The sequence below is a fragment of the Caloranaerobacter sp. TR13 genome, assembly GCF_001316435.1.
Classification (GTDB): domain Bacteria; phylum Bacillota; class Clostridia; order Tissierellales; family Thermohalobacteraceae; genus Caloranaerobacter.
The window spans coordinates 1-22,612 of sequence record NZ_JXLL01000013.1 but is presented as its reverse complement, the minus strand read 5'-3'; the positions used below and the strand labels follow the sequence as shown (position 1 = coordinate 22,612).

At 31.1% G+C, this 22,612-nt stretch carries 18 protein-coding genes and 2 riboswitches; all 18 genes read right to left on the bottom strand.

Annotated features, from left to right (window positions below; all coding sequences use genetic code 11):
* Window positions 1–48 precede the first annotated feature (48 nt).
* Complete coding sequence (locus TR13x_RS08615; protein ID WP_054871519.1) at window positions 49–6,630, bottom strand: hypothetical protein; 6,582 nt, start codon at window positions 6,628–6,630, stop codon at window positions 49–51.
* A gap of 107 nt (window positions 6,631–6,737) precedes the next feature.
* A riboswitch (cyclic di-GMP riboswitch) is annotated at window positions 6,738–6,824 on the bottom strand.
* Window positions 6,825–6,943: 119 nt separating this feature from the next.
* Window positions 6,944–7,753: a formate/nitrite transporter family protein gene (locus TR13x_RS08610; RefSeq protein ID WP_054871518.1), complete on the bottom strand. Its 810-nt coding sequence runs from the start codon at window positions 7,751–7,753 to the stop codon at window positions 6,944–6,946.
* A 14-nt stretch (window positions 7,754–7,767) separates the two neighbouring features.
* Window positions 7,768–8,319, bottom strand: coding sequence for a carbonic anhydrase (locus TR13x_RS08605; RefSeq protein WP_054871517.1), 552 nt, complete (start codon window positions 8,317–8,319; stop codon window positions 7,768–7,770).
* 102 nt (window positions 8,320–8,421) lie between these two features.
* Window positions 8,422–8,865 carry an MOSC domain-containing protein gene (locus TR13x_RS08600; RefSeq protein ID WP_255351331.1) on the bottom strand — a complete coding sequence of 148 codons (444 nt, stop codon included), beginning with the start codon at window positions 8,863–8,865 and terminating at the stop codon, window positions 8,422–8,424.
* An 18-nt stretch (window positions 8,866–8,883) separates the two neighbouring features.
* Window positions 8,884–9,351, bottom strand: coding sequence for a cyclic pyranopterin monophosphate synthase MoaC (moaC, locus tag TR13x_RS08595; protein WP_054871516.1), 468 nt, complete (start codon window positions 9,349–9,351; stop codon window positions 8,884–8,886).
* 1 nt (window position 9,352) lies between these two features.
* Window positions 9,353–10,309 carry a GTP 3',8-cyclase MoaA gene (moaA, locus tag TR13x_RS08590; protein WP_054871515.1) on the bottom strand — a complete coding sequence of 319 codons (957 nt, stop codon included), beginning with the start codon at window positions 10,307–10,309 and terminating at the stop codon, window positions 9,353–9,355.
* 22 nt (window positions 10,310–10,331) lie between these two features.
* On the bottom strand, window positions 10,332–12,224 hold the full coding sequence (locus TR13x_RS08585) for a molybdopterin biosynthesis protein (RefSeq protein WP_255351330.1): 1,893 nt from the start codon (window positions 12,222–12,224) through the stop codon (window positions 10,332–10,334).
* Between the two features lie 51 nt (window positions 12,225–12,275).
* Window positions 12,276–13,502 (bottom strand): gephyrin-like molybdotransferase Glp, encoded by a 1,227-nt coding sequence (gene glp / locus TR13x_RS08580; RefSeq protein WP_054871513.1) that lies wholly within the window; start codon window positions 13,500–13,502, stop codon window positions 12,276–12,278.
* Entirely contained in the window at window positions 13,502–14,134 is a 633-nt protein-coding gene (locus TR13x_RS08575; RefSeq protein ID WP_054871512.1) for an ABC transporter ATP-binding protein, read from the bottom strand. Before TR13x_RS08575 ends, glp begins: the two co-directional genes overlap by 1 nt.
* 1 nt (window position 14,135) lies before the next feature.
* Window positions 14,136–14,825, bottom strand: coding sequence for an ABC transporter permease (locus TR13x_RS08570; protein WP_054871511.1), 690 nt, complete (start codon window positions 14,823–14,825; stop codon window positions 14,136–14,138).
* Window positions 14,826–14,991: 166 nt separating this feature from the next.
* Complete coding sequence (locus tag TR13x_RS08565) at window positions 14,992–15,843, bottom strand: extracellular solute-binding protein (protein ID WP_054871510.1); 852 nt, start codon at window positions 15,841–15,843, stop codon at window positions 14,992–14,994.
* A 173-nt stretch (window positions 15,844–16,016) separates the two neighbouring features.
* Window positions 16,017–16,134: riboswitch (molybdenum cofactor riboswitch) on the bottom strand.
* Window positions 16,103–16,915: a formate dehydrogenase accessory sulfurtransferase FdhD gene (fdhD, locus tag TR13x_RS08560; protein ID WP_242851751.1), complete on the bottom strand. Its 813-nt coding sequence runs from the start codon at window positions 16,913–16,915 to the stop codon at window positions 16,103–16,105. (Overlaps the previous riboswitch by 32 nt.)
* Window positions 16,908–17,528, bottom strand: coding sequence for a molybdenum cofactor guanylyltransferase (locus tag TR13x_RS08555; RefSeq protein WP_054871509.1), 621 nt, complete (start codon window positions 17,526–17,528; stop codon window positions 16,908–16,910). The genes fdhD and TR13x_RS08555 overlap by 8 nt, the downstream gene beginning before the upstream one ends.
* A 10-nt stretch (window positions 17,529–17,538) precedes the next feature.
* Window positions 17,539–18,027, bottom strand: a complete 489-nt coding sequence (locus TR13x_RS08550) for a molybdenum cofactor biosynthesis protein B (RefSeq protein WP_054871508.1) — start codon at window positions 18,025–18,027, stop codon at window positions 17,539–17,541.
* A gap of 1 nt (window position 18,028) precedes the next feature.
* Window positions 18,029–18,526 carry a ferritin family protein gene (locus TR13x_RS08545; protein ID WP_054871507.1) on the bottom strand — a complete coding sequence of 166 codons (498 nt, stop codon included), beginning with the start codon at window positions 18,524–18,526 and terminating at the stop codon, window positions 18,029–18,031.
* Window positions 18,527–18,537: 11 nt separating this feature from the next.
* Window positions 18,538–21,210: a formate dehydrogenase subunit alpha gene (gene fdhF / locus TR13x_RS10970; protein WP_082394842.1), complete on the bottom strand. Its 2,673-nt coding sequence runs from the start codon at window positions 21,208–21,210 to the stop codon at window positions 18,538–18,540.
* 18 nt (window positions 21,211–21,228) lie between these two features.
* A complete protein-coding gene (locus TR13x_RS08530; protein ID WP_054871504.1) occupies window positions 21,229–22,149 on the bottom strand; it encodes a 2Fe-2S iron-sulfur cluster-binding protein in 921 nt (306 codons plus the stop codon).
* Window positions 22,150–22,168: 19 nt separating this feature from the next.
* The coding region (locus TR13x_RS08525; RefSeq protein WP_152912137.1) for a DUF362 domain-containing protein at window positions 22,169–22,612 on the bottom strand (444 nt) is incomplete at its 5' end.

Genomic DNA, 22,612 nt, shown 5'->3' with positions numbered 1-22,612 from the left:
TTTAGAGTATAAAGATGATACTGTGGGCTAAGTAGCCCACAGTTAATATTATTGAAGTAAACTTAAGTCTATAATCCATTCTGATGGTGACTGTATAGCGTCTTGTGTTACAGTAACACTGTAGTTTAGAGGTGAATTAATAGCATAATATCCCTCTGACGTTGTTATATCAGTCACTGCCCATGTTTCTCCTGAATCAAGCTTGAAAGTAAATGTGCCATCTTCTGATGTCTGTATCCATCTCTTTTCAACTGAAGTATCTATTACTCCATTAACAACTGGTTGAATTGCAACCCATACTTTTCCACTTAAACTTGCTCCATTTTGTTTAACTTGTCCCATTACCTTCTTCTTAGTTTCGTTATTGAAATCTATTACTATGTTAAGTTGAGTTTGCTCATCATTAACAGTAAATTCTTGTTCGATTTCTGTCCAATATGAAGGTGTGCCAAAGTTCTTAATTACATAATCTCCTGTTCTTAATCTAGTTTCAAATACATACTCACCATTGTTAGCACTCTTCAATTGAACAGGCACATAATGCTTAGTTCCTTTCTTATCTAATTCAATGTCTATCCAAGCTTCTTGATCATTTAGTCCTGTATTCTTGATAATTATTGTAACGTTTGGTCCCGGCTCTTTGACTTCAACATGAGTCTGTTGACCTTCATTTACAGTAAACTCAGTATAAGGTTTATACCATATTCCATTACCAGATACAGCTATTACTTTATATAAACCTGGCTCCAATCTAATACTAAACTGTCCATTTTCATCAACATTTACCCATTTAGTATAGTGCCAATAAATATCATCAGTATTATAATACTTTTCTTCATTTATCCTTAATCCATCTAAAGTAAGTTGATTTCCTTCATTATCGTATCTTGCAATTCCTATCCATCCGTAACTTAACACCTGTTCTTGCCCATCTATATTAGCTGTAACTGTACCAATAACATTAGGTTCGGGTGGCGTTACAACCAATTCGCCATTAACTACATTTTCTGAGTCAATTAAAGTTCCATCATGACCTATAGTAAATCTAATATCTGTTTCATAGTTAAAATTATGTCCATATACGTTAACTACTTTATATTCACCTGGTTCTAAGTATATTTTAAATTTATATTCACCATCATAATTTTTGTATTCGATCCAGTATGCATTGTCCCAATCATTTATACCCGCATCTGCTGGTTTAATTGTTAACCATGCTTTATCAGTCACTTGATTTCCATATGAATCTTTAACTATACCTACAAGATTAGGAACTGGAGGCTTAATTTGCAATAATCCATTTTGTATTACTCCATCAACTGGTGAGCTTATATTCTCTCCATCTACTGTAAATGGTATATATATTCTTTGCCATAAACCAGGTGCAGATATATTTGTTACTTTCCAACTACCATCATCTAATCTCAACTCAAAATACCCATCTTCATCAGATTGAATCCATTTTACATTACTCCAGTCATGTTCCTTCGCACCTGCTGGTTTTATAGCTATATGAGTATTAGCAAGAATATTTCCATTTTCATCTTTTACATATCCTCTAACATTCGGTTTTTGTTGTTTTACAATAAGTTCTCCATTAACTACATATTCATTTTGAACAAGATTACCCTGGTTATCTACTTCAAAGTTTATGTTTAGCTGCATCCAAGTATCTTTTCCACCAGCTTCTACAACCTTATACTTACCAGGCTGTAATACTAAAGTAAATTGTCCATTTTGATCAGAATTAGCCCATTTATCATCCATCCAGTTGTCGTAATCTACTTCCCAATTATCATTTGCTGGCTTAATTCTCATCCATGAATTTTGAACTATTTCAAATTGTTCAGTTTCTTTATTATACTTCATTACATAACCTATAACATTTGGTCTAATCTCTAAAGAAGATATATCTGCTAATTGACCATTAACAATCTTGAATTCATAATTAACGCTAACCCATTTACCATTTATCCAAGTATTATTTTCATTCCAATATCCTCTTGTAGAATAGCCTGTTATCCTATAATCTCCATCATTTAATTTAATTGAAAACTCTCCATTGTCATTTGTATTTGTGCTAAACCATCTGTTGTAATAATAATCACTGTTGTAAGCTATAGTACCGTCATCACTAAATTCTTCATCTACTATTCGTTCAATATTAACCCATGCATCCACTTCTGGGTTACCATCTTTATCCAAAATTCTACCTACTACATTTGGTACATAATTTACATTCAGTTCATAAGTATCATTATCTGCGTTATAAGTTACAATATCTGCATAATTAGATTTACTTAATGTGAATTCAATACCTAACTGTTTCCAGCCATCTGGTGTACTAACACCGATGATCTCATATTTGCCATCCTCAAGATATCCTATAAATTGACCAGTGTTTGTCGCACTTGTGTACTTAACATCCATCCATATCTCATATTTCCAAGGATTCTCTTTATAATCTTCATAATTAGGATCTTGTTCATCTAGTATCTTTCTAATACCAATTCCTACATAATCATTATTAGTAATGCTTATGTCTCCGATATTCAGATTACCTTTAACATTCGGTCTTAACACAATGTTATCTGTTAAATCATTGATAATAATTTTCTTATTAAAAGTTATCCTACGTTCTTTTGTATAATCAGAGTAATATTCTCCTTTGTCTAAATCATCATCAATTTTGTAAGAAATATCTCTAATAATATATTCTCCATCTTTTAAACTGAATCCAAAATATCCTTCTTCATCTGTTTCTGTTCCATACCACTGCGTATAATCGGCTTTTTCAATACTAATAAATGCATTTGGTATTGGATTACCATCAAAATCTAATACTTGTCCATTAAAGTTTGGCTTAGGCGGTATTATTATTAAATCCAATGCAGGTGGCTCAATTAATATAGGATTATTTCTATCAGGATTAAGTTCTATATATTTTCTTGGTGTAGAAATTGCAAAGGCCTCATATATTTTAGCTTCATCTAAGAATACACTAAAACTTCCATCTTCTTTTACATGTACCCATTTTTCGTATTGCCAAGGTGCTTCTTTAAATTCTTCATCTGAAATACCATATTCTCTTAGGATCAACCAAACTTGATTAAAATCATCATCTTCACCTGCATATTGAGCTCTGCCATCAAAAGGTATTCCTTTATTAGTTTGAACATCTATTTTCTTAAATACATACCCTTTAACATTATCTTGTGGTTTTTGAATTATTAGATTAGTAATACCTTCTCCATCTGGTGTAAGTCTTACTTCAAGGTTTCCATTCTCATTAACTATATAAAATTTTATATTAACCTCCTGCCATATCTGTTCATTTGGATTCCATATACCTTTTACAAGGTACTCTCCCTCTTCAAGATTTATTGCAAATTCACCATTTTCATTTGTACCGAATCCCATATATTCACTGAAAAATTCACCCTTTGCTGCATCAGGAAGTTTTTCTAAATCTACCCAAGCATTAGGTATAGGATTATTATCTTCATTTAAAACTTGTCCTAATACATTAGGCTGTTTTATAGTAATAACTACTTGTAGTTTATTATCTATAGTATGTGCTTCAGTTACTTCAAACTTATAATCCAAATCTTTCCAATCACCATCCTTTTCATAACCATCAATCTTATATAATCCAGGCTCTAAACTTAGGTAAATCTTGCCGTCTTTATCTGTTTTTCTCCACTCTTCTATAGAGTTCTCTATTCCACGTATTGGAAGCCCATACCCTGATAAAGGCGTTCCATCTTCATATACTAAAGAAATTACTATATTGCTACTCTCTTGCTTTATATTATCTAGGTCTATTACATAAGCATTTTCTCCTGTATAATTTGAATTTTCATCTAAAATTATTTTTAAATCCATATTCTCTACTTTTATTTTTTCATTAGTTTTTTCGTTAAATGCCCACAGATCATAAAAATTATAAGCTCCAGGTAACAGATAAAATTCAAATGTACCTGTCCTAGTATATGAACCTGGCTCAACAGTTTCACCGTTATATTCAAAATTAAATTCTATACCAGCTTCACCTTTATAAATTTGTCCGTCTTGAGTTAGTTTTATCTCAAGATTTGGTAGTGGTATTTGTATATTTTCTAGTGGATTTTTATCATCAACTAACACTATTTCCCCGTTTAGAACTTGGAATTGTTTGTTTACAAAGTAAAGTCCTCCATTTTCATTTTCATTAAAAATTTTGGACACAGTTGCAAGATAGTAATTGCCATCATCTAAAGCTATACCAAAATTACCAGATGGATCTGTCATCGTGTCATAAAAACCATTATTATCATCTACAATAACTACATGACCGTTTTGTAGAGGATTACCCTTTTGGTCTATAATATTTCCGAATATATTGGTTAAAGGAAATGTTATTTCTTTATCTAAGTATATAGATCCTTCATTATTGACTGTAAATATATATTCTTCTTCAGGTTTTATATGAGTAAATCCTAGCTGTTTGCCAATAACTAAATACTCGCCAGGAGCAAGATGTATTGAAAAGCTTCCATCTTCATTTGTTCCAACAGTCTTTCCAAATATCCTAAATATTTCATCATTTTGTACATCTTTATCTTCTATATAAGATAAATAACTAGTATCAATTATTAATAATTTATCTGTATAAAGCTCTCCCTCTTCTCTATGAACATTACCGAATACATTATCATTTGGAATTTGAATATCAAAATTAAAAATTTCTCCATCAGCCATATATGGAACTTCTATATTTTTATCAATACTAATTGATTTTTCACCATTTCCATCCCAAATTTTTAAACTTACTACCTTATATCTTCCAGGCTCTATCCATCTATCAAACATTCCATTTTCATCAACATAGATAAAATCTACATAATCATAAATACTTTCATTTTCGAAATCGATCATTGATAAATCTAAATCTTCTGGTACTAAAATAATCTCAGCACCTTCTATATTGGATAATATATTTCCTTGTTGATCAATTACATTCCCTTTAATATGAATATCCATCTTAAGTTCAGTAACCTTTTCATCTAAAATATGACCTACTTTATCTTCAATATTTTTTACTACAAGTAAGTTGCCATTAAAATTACTTTCTATAAAATACAACTTAACTTCATAATAAGAATCAGTATTCTCATCACCAAATAATTTAATCATATCTGGATATACTCCAGTTGATATATCATCTTTTTTAAGCTCAAAGTTGTACTCTGATATAGAACTTCCCCTAACCATATCATCAAAATTTACTTTTACTGTATAATACTTAGTACCATCTATTATTTCTTCTCCATTAAACCATGTATTAGGATTTGGAGGACTATTATCTACTCTTGCTTCCCAAAGCTGTTCAGATTTTTCTGGTATTCCATCATCATTCTTATCATATACAAGTTTAACTAAGATTTCTTGATTGTTTATTTCTTTATCACTAAAATCTATAAATAATTCACTATTTTCAGCCTCATAAGAAAATCTAACTATTTCTTCATTACTATTCGGGTCTTCATTTGTAATAGTTTCTCTATACCCTAGTTTTGCAATGGTAGTAGGTGTTTCTGTATCTTTAGTCAATAATTCAATATATAATTTGTCTTTATAACCTGTAAAATTTTCTAATGCAACATCAACAATTGGATTTTCTTGAATATCATAAGTTAATTTATGTGCGTTTATCCAATAGTCAGTTGATTGCCAGTAAAATACAACTTCAGTATTTTCATTATATTTTAAAGTTATTTTATTTCTTTCTCTCTTATCTACAGGAATAGCTGTTAATTCATCATCAGTTTTCCCTTCTAATGTTTCACCTAATTCAATATATTCATCAGTATTATTCTTATCAGAAAAATGACCATATAGTTTATAGAATCTATACTTTGGATCATATTCTTCATGGAAAACCACTTTAAAATCTACAGGTTGTCCAATCTCATTATTATTTTCATCTACTATTACCGAACTGCCTTCAATCGCTATTTGTTCTGAATCAACAACATTAAACAATTCAACTTCTATAGTATCATTATCATAATACTCATCTTTTGCTATATTAAATTCCGGTGGTTCTGGTATCCAATAGAATTTTATACTTTTATTTAGATAGTTAAGTTCTATCTCATTTTTCTTTGCTGCATATACAGGTATTGCAGTCCTTGCATTTTCTGACTTATTGATAAAATCTTCATCAAGTCTAGAATATTCTTCGCCATTTCTAGAATCAACAAAGTGCCCAAAAAGTTCAAAATCTGGTGTATAAACATCTTGCCCATATACATTTTCTATTACACTTTTAAACTCAACTTTAAATTCAGTGGCTAGTTCTTCAATAGGTTGTTCAAATTCATCTAAAGGAATAGATTTGCCATAAACAACTGTAGTTACTGTCTCATTAGAACCTTCGCCATTATATTCAGTATTTAGCAGTTGAATATGTAAATCGTCTCCAAAACCCATATACTGTGCATCTGCATTGTTAATAATAAATTCTGGTTCATTTACTTCTATGCTGTATGCTACACCTAAATTAAAAGTAAACAGATTAAATAAAAGTGCTAAAACCATTAATACTGAAGTTGTTTTTTTAGATGCATACTTAAGCATCTTTCTCAAATTTTCCACCTCCTAATCTAAAAAAAATTAAAAAAACCTAGTACAAACGTACTAGGCAAACTAACCATAAGAATATCATAAACTTACTTAACCATGAAAACAATTTCATGGGCAGCCTGGCAACCATAGGATATTAATCCTTTAGGCCCATAGCTTTGCGTCCTAACCTTTCGGTTAGTTTGCCAAAATATTCATTTTAGGATATCTCCTTTAACTCTTGCAAAATATTTATCGACATAATTTAACATTTTTTTAACCTAAAAGTAAAAATTTTATCAAAATCTAAACAAAAAAGGATGCAAAACTGCATCCTTTAAGCCTTAGCTTTTTCTTTTTCTTTTCCTTTAGCTGGCACTACGTAAGCTAGATAATATACAACAGGAACAATAATAGCTCCGCCAACAATATTACCTAAAGTAACAGGAATTAAGTTCTTGATCCAAATTTGTCCCCAAGTAACTTGAGCTCCTAAAAATTTACCTAAAGAAATAAAATACATGTTAGCTACACTATGCTCATATCCTGATAAAACAAATAGCATTATTGGGAACCAACAAGCAAATATTTTAGATATTACATCAGTAGCTCCTGTTGCTAACCAAACAGCTAATACAACTAACATATTACATAAAATTGCTCTAAAGAAAGCTTGGCTAAATGTCAAACCAACTTTTCCAGTAGCAATCTTCACAGCTAGTTGAGTTGCTGGAGCATCTACTTTATAAAAACCAGATTTAACTACAACTACAGCTAATAATATTGATCCAATAAAGTTTCCTAAATAAACAAAAAACCAGTTTTTCAACATTTGATTTAATTTAATTCTTTTATCCATTAAAGCTAATGTCATAAGATTGTTGCCTGTGAACAATTCAGCCCCTGCTATTACAACTAACATAAGTCCTACAGGGAATACTGCAGCCCCCATAAATTTCATAAGTCCAACATCAATATTTTTTAATGTTTGCATAACTGTAATATCAGCCTGTGCACCAAAACCTATAAAAATACCTGCAAAAATACCTAATAAAATCATTTGTAAAGTTGGTAAATTAGCCTTTTTTATACCAGCATTAATAGTAGCTTGTGCTATTTCTGGTGGTGTCAATATTCTCTTTTGCATTTTATTACTCCTTTCTATTCATTATCATTTATTATAACTTCTAATTCACCACTATTTGGGTCAATTAGAAAACCATGAACCTTAACATCCTTAGGTATAAACGGCGAACTTTTTATTTTTTTAACTACCTTGATTACGTTTTCCTTTTCATCTTCTATTATACCTGTCCAATTTGCAAAATCAACCGAATCTATAGCTTCTCTAGGAATTCCTCTTTCTAACATCTTTCTTTTTATATCCTCTAAACTCTGCTTCACCATACCACAATCCTTATGGCCTACTACAAAAACTTCCTTTAACCCCATCATAATCGTTCCTAAAGAAATACTTCTTATGACATCATCACAATTATCCCTAATACTGTTACCAGCATTTTTAAGAACCTTTACTTCTCCTCTTTTAAAGCCCATTGCTTCTTCAACTAATCCAACTAATCTTGTGTCCATACATGTAAAAATAAGTACTTCTTTCTGCGCATGTGAACTTATTGGTTTATCTTGTCCTCTTTCTCTTTTTGCTCTAACATATTTTTTATTATCCTCAAGTATCTTTTCTAAAATTTGCATGATACCCTCCGTTTGTTTATTTTTTAACAATCTCACGAATCTAATTATACTAAATATCTTTCTAATAATCAATTATTTTTTTAGTTTATTAATAATGAAACTTTAATATAGAACTTCAATTGCATCTCCTACCTTTATCTTGCCGCCTTTTAGAACTTTTGTAAATATACCTTCTTTAGGCATTACACATTGTCCAACTTCTTTTGTTATAGCACAACCCGAATGACACTCCTTGCCAATCTGGGTTACTTCTTGTATCGTTTCTCCAATTTTCAACTTAGTCCCTACAGGTAATTCATAAAGTTTTATTCCTTCAGTAGTAATATTTTCAGCAAACTTTCCACTACACAGCCCTTTTATTCCTATTTTTTTCATCTTTTCAATGCTCTCCACCCCAAGCAAGCTAACTTGTCTGTGCCATTTTCCTGCATGAGCATCTCCAACTAACCCAAAGTTTTCTTTAAAAATACCTTCAGGTATAGGCGTTTTTATTACACCTTTCTTCTCGCTTATATTTATAGCTACTACTTTTCCTATACTTTTCATAACAATCACTCCTCAATTTTAATACCTACTATAATCCCCAGACTTACCGCCAGTTTTCTTTACAAGCATAATATCACTAATCACCATATCCTTATCTACTGCTTTGCACATATCATATATAGTAAGTGCTGCTATAGAAACTGCCATAAGAGCTTCCATTTCGACACCTGTTTTTCCAATAGTCTTGACTTCTGACTCAATTTCAATTGCATTATCTAGAATATTAAATCTTATATCAGCTCCAGTAATGAATATATTATGACACATGGGTATCATATCACTCGTTCTTTTCGCTCCCATTATACCGCCAATCTGTGCAACTGAAAGTACATTACCTTTTTTTATAAGACCTTCTTTTATTAAATTGATAGTTTCTTTTTTCATACTAATCTTACCTTTAGCAATTGCTGTTCGTTTAGTATCATCCTTACTGCTTATTTCTACCATATGTGCTAAACCTTTATCATTAAAATGTGTAAATTCCATATTAACCTCCTATTTGAACCATATTCTTATTTATACAAGTACCATCTTCTAAATTATGTGATAGGGGTTTATTTTTTACTTTTTCACATATTATGTCTCTTAAGTTCTTACCTTGCCTTAAAGGAGTTTTTAGATCAATTTCTTCATTTGAATGTAAACAAAGCTTTAATTTGCCCTGAGATGTAACTCTTACTTTATTGCATGAATCACAAAATTTACAAGAAATCGGATTAATAAAACCAATTCTACCTTTAGAATTTGGTATTTTATAATAAACTGCTGGTGAATGCAGCTCTGAATTAGGAATCCTTATTAAATCAGGGATTTTTTCAAGTACTATTTTGTTATTTATAAACTTTTCAATAGCAAAATCTCTCACTTGTCCTATCGGCATTAATTCAATAAATCTTACATCTATACGTTCAGTTAAAGTTATTTTTGCAAAATCTTCTATTTCATCTTCATTAAATCCGTCTATTAAGACAATATTTAATTTAATAGGTGATAATCCTACTTTTTTTGCTGCTTCAATCCCCTCTAGTACATCTTTTAGTTTGCCTCCACGAGTTATATACGAAAATTTATTTTCTCTTAAAGTATCTATGCTTATATTTACTCTATTTAATCCTGCATCTTTTAAAGACTTTGCGTATTTTTTGAGTAAAATACCATTAGTAGTAATAGCTAAATCTTTAATGCCTTCTAATTTTGCTATACTTTCAACTAGCTCTATTATCCCTCTTCTTATTAATGGCTCTCCTCCAGTTAACCTAACTTTTTGTATACCTAAAGATTCAAAAACTTTAACTATTTCTAGCAATTCTTCGATTCTTAATACATCTTCATGTGATAATTTACATATACCATTTTTAGGCATACAGTATCTACACCTTAAATTGCATAAATCTGTAACAGATAACCTTAAATAGTTTATTTCTCTATCAAAAGAGTCTTTCATAAATCCACCTACTTTAATTAAGTCAATTAATTATAATAATTTCTCCAGTATTTTCAAATTTATATCCACCTAGTTTTTCTACTCTTTTTTTAAATTTATGTGATTTTAATATAGAAATAAATCTTTGAATTTCTATATTTTCTAAATACTCAAATGGTATTAAAAAATCATAATCCTCATAGCCTACAGGTATAAAATCTAAATCGACGGCCCTAGCTGCTGATAAAACTCCCATTCCAGTAGTTGCTATTCCTGTCTTTACTGTCATAGCAACTGACATATGCGTACTCGTTTCTTTATGGTAACCTCTAATATTATTAGGATCTATTTCGAGCTTTCTAAGATTATAATCTAATAACAATCTAGTACCAGAACCTTTCTGTCTATTTATAAAAGTTACACCGTCTCTAGTTAAATCGTTAAATGATTTAATATTATACGGATTGCCTTTAGCAACAATAAATCCTTGAAGTCTTTTAACTCCTTTAATTATAGCCATTTTATTTCCCGGGAAATATTTTTTAACGTATGAAATATTATACTCCCCTGTATTTGGATCTAATAAATGTATTGGTGATATATGACATTCCCCTCTTCTCATAGCCATAATACCACCCATGCTTCCTACATGTCCCGATGAAATTTTCATCATATCAGATATAACATCCATAATTAAATCATGGCTTCCTATTGAAACCAATCTATTCTTTATCTCTTTTTCTGATTTTAATAGCTTTATTGGTACTTCTTTACCTGACTCTATCCCTTCTATGTTTTTAGGTATTTCCAATATACCATCTGCTCTAACTAAACTCATAGTAACTCCTGCACCTCTAACTAAAGGTGTAGCTATATATTTACCATTTATATATCCTAAAGTTACTCTGACTAATTCTTTATGTTTTAGAGATGAAACTATTCTTTTTGATAAAATTGCGTTAACATTGTTAGGTTCATCAACATCTGTTCCCTGGAATTCAAAAATCAAAGGTTTTACAAATGTTTCAAATGCAAGATATGCTGACACAGGATACCCTGGTATTCCAATAACTGGTTTATTATTTATTAAACCTAATATTGTTGGTTTTCCTGGCTTTAAAGCAACTCCATGAACAACAACTTCTCCAAGCTCTTTAATAACTTTAACTGTATAGTCTTTAGAACCTGCTGATGACCCAGCATTAACTAATAAAATATCATTATCTTTTATACCTTTCACTATAGCTTCCTTAAGTAAATCATAATCATCTTTTACTGGTTTATATCTATTAGGAATACCTCCATACTCTACGATTAATCCTTCAAAAACTCTTGAATTTGATTCTAAAATTTTACCTTCTTTTAATTCTGATAATTCTTCAACTAATTCTGAACCTGTTGGTATAATACCTACCATAGGCTTTTTGTAAACCTTAACAGTTTTAATTCCTCCTGAAATTAATGCCCCTAAATCCACAGGTCGAATTTTGTGCTTTGATGGAATAATCATTTCTGTAACAATAATATCTTCTCCAACAGGTCTAATATGCTGCCAAGGATATGCTGGCTTTATAATTTTTACCTTGCCTTTATCTATTTCAATTACATCCTCTATCATAATTACTGCATCATAAGGTTCTTTAACTAAATTTCCTGTATTAATATATTCAAAATCTTTTCCTTCAATCAAAATAACAGGGTTTACTTCGCTTGCAGTATATGTTTTTTCTGCTTTAACTAATATACCATCCATTGCTGCTGCATTATAATGAGGAGCTGAAGTTTTAGCATATATCGCTTCAAATGTTAATCTTCCTAGAGAATCTAGCACATTCACTTCTTCATAATCTGGCTTTTTAATAATCTTCTCAAAATATAATTTTCTAGCTTCGTCTACATCCAAATTTCCTATATAAATTTTTCTATCAATACTCAATGGAAATCCCCTTTCCATAAATATTTATATCTGTCCCCTGTTCCCTGTCCCCTAAAGAAAATATACTTCCCTTTCTTCTCCTCTATATAAACCTTCTTCATTAGATTTAATTATCACATATCCATTTGAATTAGATAATAATGTAATCATCCCTGATTTCCCATAATTAGGTTTAGCAAATATTTTACCTTGCCTTTCCTCTAAAGTTACCATTTGATATGTTTCCCTACCAGGAAATGAATGTATATTGGAATCTATAACTGCATTTGTTTTATTAATTTCATACGGCATGTCCATAATTTTTCTTATAAAATATTCAACTAAAACTTTAAAAATTATAATAGAAGACACAGGATGCCCTGGTAATCCAAACACTATTTTCCCACAAACTTCACCTACCATAGTAGGTTTTCCTGGTTTTATTGATATGCCATGTATAAAAACACCTTCACCTTGAAAAGAATTAATTAATTGATAAGTATAATCCCTATTACCAACAGAACTACCTCCAGAGATAAGCACAATATCTGATAATTCTATAGCTTTTTCCAATTCTTTTCTTAATAAGTTAAAATCATCTTTTACAATTACTCTTTTTACAACTTCTCCTCCTATTTGTTGAACTAAAGCACTAAGGCTATATCCGTTGATATCTCTTATTTTTCCAAAGTCTAATCTTTCATCTAAGTCTATCAATTCATCTCCAGTTGAAATAATGTAAAATCTAGGCTTTTTATATACTTTAACATTATTTAACCCTACAGCTGCAAGAACACCTATATCTTGTGGTTTTAATCTCTTTCCACGTTTTAAAATAACACTACCTTTCTTTATATCATCACCAACTCTAATTATATTCTCACCTGCAGTAATTGGTTTTAAGACTGCTATTGTATTGTCATCAATTATCTCTACATTTTCTATCATTATCACTCCGTCTGCTCCTTCAGGAACCATACCACCAGTTGGTACGTAAACTGCTTCTCCATATGTTATTTTTAATTCAGTTTTACTTCCCATTTCGACTTCGCCTATTAGGTTCAAAAAACTCGGTATAGTATCAGTTGCTCCATGGCTATCGCTACTTATGATTGCATAGCCATCTACTGTAGAACGGTTAAATTCTGGAACATTTACATAAGACATAACATCTTCAGCTAGAACTCTTCCTAAAACTTTTGTTATTTCAATTTCCTGAATATCTAGCTTAAAATCTTTAAATTTTTCTACAATCATTTTTTTTGCATTTTCTACAGAAACTACTTTAAAAAACTCCATTAGAAGAACACCTTCCCATCCTGCAAGCAAATTACTTCATCACAAATTTTTTCAATTTGTTTTGGATCATGAGTTACTATTATCACTGTCGTACCTTTTTCTCTTTTCATGTTTACAATCTCTTTTTCAATAATAGAAACAGATTTACTATCTAAATTTGATGTTGGTTCATCTAGTATTAACAGCTTTGGATTAAATACCATCCCTCTTGCAATTGATACTTTTTGTGATTCACCACCAGACAAATTAGTTGCCATTGCATCTTTTAAATAATTAATTTCAAACCGATTCATAATTTCATTAACCATTTTTTTTCTTTTATGTTTAGGTATTTTTCTAAGTTTTAAAGGGTACTCTATGTTTTCGTATACACTTCTAGCTAATAGTTTAGGTCTTTGAAAAACTATTGTCATTTCTTTCAAAATACTTTTACTTAGTTGTTTACCATCATATTTCACTACACCATTAAAATCACTATCTAAACCAGCTACTATATTTAGCAAAGTAGTCTTACCTACACCATTCTGTCCAATCAAACCTGTAACTTTACCCTTTTTTATTTTTAATTCACTTATATTTAAAATATTTTTGTCACCATAGCTTTTTTTAATATTATATAAGGAAACTTCCATATCACTCCTCCTGAGTATAAGTGTAGATTATATTATTAGCTAAAAATGAAATTATTAATAATACAATTCCTAAAGCTATAGCTTTCGAGTAATCTCCCATGGAATTAAACATAGCTATAGATGTTGTAATAACCCTGGTATGTCCCTTTATATTACCTCCAACTATCATAACTGTACCAATCTCAGAAATAGCTCTTGAAAACCCAGTAATTACATTTAGTAATATATCTACTTTTAGCTCCCTTATTATCAGAACTAATATATCTATTCTATTTGCACCTAATGTAATTCCTAATTTCTCAATTTCCTTACCTCTTAATTTTGATAAATTATATGTTAATCCTAAAATTAGTGGTGTAACCAATAGTGTTTGAGCTATTATCATAGCTGTAGGAGTATATAATAACTTTAAAAAACCCAATGGACCTTTCCTAGATAAAATGATTGCTACAACTAGACCAACTATAACTGATGGAATACTCATTAATGTGAAAAGAATTCTTGTAAATAATTTTTTACCCTTAAAATTTTTTATTCCTAAAAAGACCCCTATTGGAACAGTAATTAATGAAGATAGAATAGTAGAGGTAGAAGAAACAAATATTGTTAGAAATATTATTTGATATACTTCTCTGTCAAAGCTTAATAAAAGTTTTATAGCTTCCTTTACTCCATCCAAAATATAATCCATAACTTCTACCTCCTTGTTAGTAGTTCGCTATTCGTCACTCGCTATTTGATATTCGATATGTCGAAAAGCCAATAGTCAATAATCTAATTTTACATTCCCTATCCCTGTTCCCTGTCCCCTGTTCTCTGTTCTCTATTCTCTGTTTCTAGTACCTAGCACCAAGTACCTATTTTCTGCCATTTGGTACAAATAGAGGCATTCCAAATTTGTCTTTACCGTACTCTCCAATTAACTTCTGTGCTTTATCTGAAAGCAGCCAATTCATAAACTTTTGTGCTCCTTCTAAATTAATATTATCTTTCTTATTTGGATTAACTAAAATTATACCATACTGATTAAAAAGCTTACTATCTTTCTCTACTAATATACTTAGATCTATTTTATCTCTTAGATTTAAATAAGTAGCTCTATCTGTCAATGTAATACCTCGCATTTCATCAGCCATCTTTAGTACATAACCCATCCCACTACCGGCTGATATATACCAAGCACCACCTGGTTGGATACCTGTCTCCTTCCATATTTTTAATTCTTTTTTATGTGTTCCAGAATTATCTCCTCTTGAAATAAATTTATACTTGTTTTCTGCTATAGCTTTAAAAGCTGCAACTATATCATTAGATTTATCCATAAACTCTACTTTTAGACCTTTGGGTCCTACTAAAATAAAATCATTATACATAACGTCATGTCTTTCAAGCCCATGTCCTTCTTTCACAAATTGTTCCTCATCTGGTTTAGCGTGTACTAATAATACATCCGCTTCACCATCTCTTCCCATTTGTAACGCCTTTCCTGTACCTACTGCAATTACTTTTACTTTAATACCTGTTTCATCTTCAAATTTAGGTAATAAGTAATCTAATAACCCACTATCTCTAGTACTAGTTGTAGTAGCTAATATAATTGTATCTGAATATGCTGTATTCTTTTGATTTTCTTGTGTATTACACCCTGCCAATAAAACTAAAATCAATACTATACTTAACAATATAGTGATTTTTCTATTCTTAATCATCTGTAATCTCCTCCGAATTTTATATTTCTATAGATTAAAAAAAGCAGTCCTAGAAAGGACTGTTAGGCTGTTGACAAGCTTAATTTTTTAATACATGAAAACAAAAGCCTTTGTTTGAAAGAATTTAGTTTTTTCTTTCACATAAGCACTATTTTCATATATGATTTGTTTTGTCAACTGACCCAAATTTTCCTTTCCAAACACGGGAGGCATAAAGATTTCTCTCTATACCCATCGGCTTAATATCCATAGCATAGCCTTAGGATATTAAGCTCGGAAAATTTGAATAGATATTCATTTTTTTACCTCGCGCAAAACCGATCAATGTAATATTAAGCTCTCTTGCTATATCTATAGCTAAACTAGTTGGAGCTGATCTTGAAATTAGTACCGGTATCTGCCTTTTAGCAACCTTAATCAATATTTCCGAAGAAATTCTACCGCTAGTCAAAATCATTTTATCTTTCAAATCTATATCATCTAATAAAGCTCTACCTAAAATTTTATCTAAAGCATTATGTCTTCCAATATCCTCTTCAAATAATATTATTTTATCTTCTTGACATAATGCACAGCTATGAACTCCACCAGTATTTGCGAAAAGCTCCGACTTTTTGTTAAATATGCTAACTAACTTTATAATATTTTCTTTCTTTACTGATATATTCCCCTCTATACTTTTACTTTTAAATGAATCCATAACATTATAGAATATAGTTCCTTTCCCACACCCGGTAGTTATAGTTCTCTTACCATATAGCTTTCTGGCTAAAATACCTTTGTCTTTTGTATAAACATATGCATGTCCATTATATTTATCTATTGAAATACTAGCTATATCTTCCTTTTTATTTATAACCCCTTCTGAATGTAAAAAACCTATAGCTAGATATTTAAGAGATTTTGGACTGCATAAAAGCGTAACAAATTCTTCATCATTTATAAAAATAGTAAAAGGATACTCAACAACTATTATGTCTGTATCACCTCTATTTTTTTGACCGTTCAATCTAAGTATTTTATATTCTTTTATATCATCCATTCTATCAATCCTTCTAATTATACTAAACATTTACCCCTATTCCCTTTTTCTCTTGCAACACCTTAAATTCATTAAACTCTTCTATTGTATTTAAATTTATAAACATATCCCAATCAGGACTAAATTTGCGAGCAATTACCTCATTTACTATATAAAAATCTAGACTTTTAACTAATGAAAAAACCGACCTTCTCCCCCTATTAAGCTGGCATTCAATAGCACTAATTATACTTTTAGAATAAAAAGCATTTAATGGCTCTATCCAGTCGTTAACTTGTGTGATACAACCATGATAATTACCGTTATCTAAACATTTTTTCATATGCTTGATATAGTTTATGTTAATAACAGGCATGTCACATGCTATAAAATACACATATTGACTTTTTGCATTCATAAGACCTGAATGTATTCCACTTAAAGGGCCCATACCTTTTATAATATCAGACACAATTCTACAATCAACTTCACTATAATACTGAGGCTTATTAGATACAATAATTATGTCATTAAACTCATCTTTAAGTTTTTCTATAATCCATGAAATAAGCCTTTTCCCATTTATATTTAATAACTGTTTATCAAATCCCATTCTAGTACTTTTACCGCCAGCCAGTACTACAGCACTTCCGAACTTTTTCATATTAATCCCTCTATCTAGCACATTCACGTGTTTTGCCGGTCATAATCTCTAGCCCATGATGTACAGAATCAATAATATATTCTAAAGATTCTCTTACTGCCTTAGGACTTCCTGGTAAGTTTATTATCAATGTCTTATTCCTTATACCTGAAATTCCACGAGATAACATAGCTCTAGGAGTTATCTGAAGGCTATAATACCTTATAGCCTCAGATACCCCTGGTGCAAATCTGTCAATAGCTTTCCTCGTAGCTTCTGGTGTAACATCTCTAGGGCTGAATCCAGTACCTCCTGTTGTTAAAATTAAATCAACACCTAATTCATCTGCCATATAAACTATTTCTTTGTATATTATATCCTCTTCATCTGGAAGTACGACATATTTTTCTACTTTATAACCTTTTTGTGTGATCATATCGTTTATAACTTTACCACTTAAATCTTCTCTTTCTTTCTTATACCCTTTATCACTAGCAGTAATAATACCTACTTTAAACATTCTATCCACCCCAAGGTAAATTCATATATTCTTGCATTCTTCTTTCATATTCTTCTTTAAATAGTTTTTCGTGACTATCTTCCCATTGAGCCAATATTTCAAAAATCTTTTTGGCTCCTTCATCATCAGCTCTTTCAGCTGCTTTCCTATAGAATTCTGCATAATCTTTTTCAATCAGATATGCCATTCTCAATATTGTTAAATCTGGAATATCTGATTCCTGTAAAGTTGTATTTAAATGTTCTGTTTTTTCACGTTTTTTAAATATTTCTCTACTATTAATATCAAGTTCCTTTGAAATATCTTTAAATCCCTTAGTCTTCTCATAGCTATCTAATTGTTCTTTAAGAAATTCATAATGCTCCATTTCAACTTCTGCTAATTGTTCAAATAAAGCTTTGCTTGTTGGATTTGAGAATTTCTCTGCCTTTTCCTTAAAAAAATTATATCCTTCTAACTCCATTTGCATAGCATATTTCAATATCGAACTATAGTCCATTGCGCTACCTCCTATAACCTTTCTATTTTAACTGCACACACCTTAAGCTCTGGTATTTTAGCAATTGAGTCTAGTTCTGTATTAGTTAGGAAGTTAGCTGCACCGTCTGCAAAGTGGAAAGGCATAAATACCACATCTTCATCTATAATATCGGTAATTTTAACTTTAGTTGTTATTTCACCACGTCTTGATGTAACCTTTACCTTAACACCATCATTAAGGCCAAGTTTATTAGCAGTAGCTGGATTTATTTCAATGTATGACTCTGGTGATAATTTGTTCAATCCTTCCACTCTGCCTGTCATTGTTCTTGTGTGATAATGATACAATATCCTACCTGTAGTTAAGATAAACGGATACTCTGAATCAGGTATTTCTGCACTTTCTATATAATCAGTTGGCATAAATAAACCTTTACCCCTAGCACAGGAATCTTTGTGTAAATATTTAGTTCCTGGGTGGTCTTTTGTTGGACATGGCCATTGTAATCCTACCTCTTCAATTCTATCGTAACTTATACCACCATATTGAGGTGTTACAGATGCTATTTCATCCATTATTTCAGATGGATGTGAATACTTTTTATCATATCCTAGCATATTCATTATATCCATCAATATTTCCCAATCAGGTTTTGATTCTCCAACTGGTTCAATAGCCTTTCTAACTCTCTGCACCCTTCTTTCTGTATTAGTAAAAGTACCATCTTTTTCAGCAAAAGATGCTGCTGGTAAAACTACATCAGCAAGCTCTGCTGTTTCTGTTAAGAAAATATCTTGAACAACTAGAAAATCTAAATTTTCTAATGCCTTCTTAACATGATTTAAATCTGGGTCAGATAACATTGGGTTTTCACCCATAATATACATGAATTTAATATTACCTTCTTCTGCTTCATGTATCATTTCTGGTATTGTTAAGCCTACTTTTGATGATAATTTAACTCCCCATGCCTTCTCAAATTTTTCTATTACCTCTGGTTTAAATACTTTTTGATATCCTGGTAAGTCAGCTGGTAGTCCACCCATATCACAAGCTCCTTGAACATTATTTTGTCCACGTAATGGATTTACTCCTGCTGATTCCTTACCTACATTACCACATAATAATGCTAAGTTAGAAACAGCCATAACACCATGTGTGCCAGTTCTATGTTGAGTTATACCCATAGCATAATAAATTCCAGCCTTGTCAGCCTTAGCATATAACCTTGCAGCCTTTCTAATATCTTCAGGATCTATACCACAAATCTCTCCTACTTTTTCAGGTGTATAATCTTTAACTAGTTTTTCTAATTCTTCATAGTTTTCTGTTCTTTGTTTAATATATTCTTTATCTTGCAATTTCTCTTCTATAATTACATTCATCATACCATTAAATAGAGCTATATTTGTACCTGGTCTGATTTGTAAAAATACATCTGCATCCTTAGCTAAATCTATTCTTCTTGGATCTGCTACAATAATCTTAGCTCCTCTTAATTTAGCTTGCCTCATTTTTGCTCCAATTACTGGATGATTTTCTGTTGTATTAGAACCTGTAACAAAAATTACATCAGCATTTAATATTTCCTCAATACTATTTGTCATAGCACCGCTACCTAGTGTAGTTGCAAGACCTGCAACTGTAGAGGAGTGTCAGAGTCGTGCGCAGTGATCAACATTATTTGTTCTAATTAGTGCTCTGAATAATTTTTGGAAAAGATAATTTTCTTCGTTCGTACACCTAGCAGAAGTAAGCCCAGCAAAAACTTCTGAACCATATTTATCTTTAATTTCTTTTATTTTATTAGTAATAAGTCTGTATGCTTCATCCCATGTTGATTCAACAAATTTACCATCCTTTTTAATTAATGGCTTTGTTAATCGGTCAGGATGATTAATAAAATTATATCCAAATTTACCCTTAACACATAATAACCCATTGTTAGATGGACCATCTGCAGGTTGTACACCAACTACCTTGTTATCTTTTACAAGTAAATCCATTTGGCAGCCAACACCACAATATGAACAAGTAGTTCTTACTTTTTTAGTCTCCCATAATCTAAATTTCTCCTTAGATTTAGGCATCAAAGCACCTACTGGACATACTGATACACAATTACCACAAGATACACATATAGAATTTTCAATACCTTGTTCAAACGGAGTAGTTACATGTACCTTAAATCCACGTTCACTAAATCCTATTGCATTAGTACATTGCAATTCTGAACAAACTCTAACACATTTACCACACATAATACATTTATCTTGGTCATTATAATAAAATGGATTTGTTTTATCAGTAGGGAACTTCTTTCTGTCCCCTTCAAAACTAGATTCTTTGATATCATACTCATAGCAATAATCCTGAAGTCTACAATCTCCTGATTTTTCACAAGTTAGACAGTCTAGTGGATGGTTTGCAATAAGAAGTTCTAGTATATCTTTTCTTGCTTTAATAACTTTATCACTATGAGTATAAATCTCCATACCCTCTTCTACTTTAGTTGAACAAGCTGTAGGAAGATTTCTCCTTCCAACTACTTCTACAACACAAAGTCTACAAGCAGCATGTGGCTTTAGCCTTTCATCATAACAGAGGGTAGGAATTTCAATTCCTATTTCTCTACACGCTTGAAGTATCGTTAAATTTTCGGATACTTCAACTTTCTTATCGTTTATAGTAATATTAACCATAAAATCTACCCTCCTTACTTAGTCTTTTATTTTTTCTGTTATTTCTTCTAGCCCTAGTGCTTTCTGCCAATTTGTCTCGATAAACTTACCATTTTCCTTTATATATGGCTTGTCAACTTCTTCAACATTTACTAATTCTGTCCATAGTCTTCCTTTTAAACAAAGTGGTCTTCCCTCGCCTGGAGTTTTTGCCTTCACTGCAACAGCTTTACCATTTCTCTTGAGAACTTCAAAATCACAACCGTATTCACAGACCTTACATTTTACTACTTCTTTTTCAGCCTCCCAAGACCTTATCTTATTCATGTTTCTTTTATCTATTAATGCACCCGTTGGACATACTACAACACATCTATTACAAGATACGCATCTTGATTCTTCTAGTGAGTTATTTGCATCTGCAACTATTCTTGTTTCAAACCCTCTATTAGCAAAAGATAGTACTGCTCTTTCATTAATTTGTGCACATGTCCTCACACATTTGCCACAAAGAACACATTTGCTTTCATCTCTCAATATATAAGGACTTGATGTGTCTACTAGAGCTTTTCTTCTATCTCCATCATGTTCTCTAAATTTAACATCATATCTATAAGCATATTTCTGAAGCAAACACTCTCCAGCCTTTTCACAAGTTAAACAGTCATTTGGATGATTATCCAGTAGTAATTGTAATATTTCTTTTCTTGTCTTTACTGCTTTATCACTTTCAGTATAAACTACCATTCCCTCAACTACTTGTGTTGAACAAGCTGTCATTAGTTTTGGATTCCCTTCTATCTCAACTACACATAACCTACAAGAAGATACTATCTCTAAATCTGGATCATAGCACAATGCAGGTATTTCAATTCCTAATTTCTCAGCAGCTTGAATTATAGTATAATTTTCTGGTACAGTTACTTTACGTCCATCTATTGTTAAAGTTATATTCTTCATAATCTATTCCCCCTAAAGGTTACTTCATAATTATTGCATCAAATGGACATGCAGCTTGACAAGCACCGCACTTAATACATTTATCTTGATCTATAATATGTCTTTCTTTAACTTTACCACTTATGCATGATACTGGACATTGTTTAGCACATTTAGTGCATCCAACACATTTTTCTGTTATATAGTATTGTAATAATGCCTTACATGAACCAGATGGACATCTCTTTTCATTTACGTGTGCTTCATATTCATGTCTGAAATACTTTAATGTTGATAATACTGGGTTAGGCGCTGTCTGCCCTAATCCACATAATGACGCTGATTTTATAGTTTCAGCTAAGCTCTCTAACTTCTCTATATCTCCAGGCTTACCTTTACCATTAGTTATTCTCTCTAATATCTCTAACATCCTCTTTGTACCTTCACGACATGGAGTACATTTACCACATGACTCTTCTACAGT

Coding starts and splice junctions, on each gene's coding strand:
- TR13x_RS08530 (WP_054871504.1), bottom strand. CDS start 22,149: ATGAAGAATATAACTTTAACAATAGATGGACGTAAAGTAACTGTACCA.
- glp (WP_054871513.1), bottom strand. CDS start 13,502: ATGGAGTTTTTTAAAGTAGTTTCTGTAGAAAATGCAAAAAAAATGATT.
- moaC (WP_054871516.1), bottom strand. CDS start 9,351: ATGGAATTTACACATTTTAATGATAAAGGTTTAGCACATATGGTAGAA.
- TR13x_RS08570 (WP_054871511.1), bottom strand. CDS start 14,825: ATGGATTATATTTTGGATGGAGTAAAGGAAGCTATAAAACTTTTATTA.
- TR13x_RS08575 (WP_054871512.1), bottom strand. CDS start 14,134: ATGGAAGTTTCCTTATATAATATTAAAAAAAGCTATGGTGACAAAAAT.
- TR13x_RS08610 (WP_054871518.1), bottom strand. CDS start 7,753: ATGCAAAAGAGAATATTGACACCACCAGAAATAGCACAAGCTACTATT.
- TR13x_RS08550 (WP_054871508.1), bottom strand. CDS start 18,027: ATGTTTAAAGTAGGTATTATTACTGCTAGTGATAAAGGGTATAAGAAA.
- TR13x_RS08545 (WP_054871507.1), bottom strand. CDS start 18,526: ATGGACTATAGTTCGATATTGAAATATGCTATGCAAATGGAGTTAGAA.
- TR13x_RS08600 (WP_255351331.1), bottom strand. CDS start 8,865: ATGAAAAGTATAGGAAAAGTAGTAGCTATAAATATAAGCGAGAAGAAA.
- fdhD (WP_242851751.1), bottom strand. CDS start 16,915: ATGTTTAGTATAATTAGAAGGATTGATAGAATGGATGATATAAAAGAA.
- TR13x_RS08605 (WP_054871517.1), bottom strand. CDS start 8,319: ATGCAAATTTTAGAAAAGATACTTGAGGATAATAAAAAATATGTTAGA.
- TR13x_RS08565 (WP_054871510.1), bottom strand. CDS start 15,843: ATGATTAAGAATAGAAAAATCACTATATTGTTAAGTATAGTATTGATT.
- TR13x_RS08555 (WP_054871509.1), bottom strand. CDS start 17,528: ATGAAAAAGTTCGGAAGTGCTGTAGTACTGGCTGGCGGTAAAAGTACT.
- moaA (WP_054871515.1), bottom strand. CDS start 10,309: ATGAAAGACTCTTTTGATAGAGAAATAAACTATTTAAGGTTATCTGTT.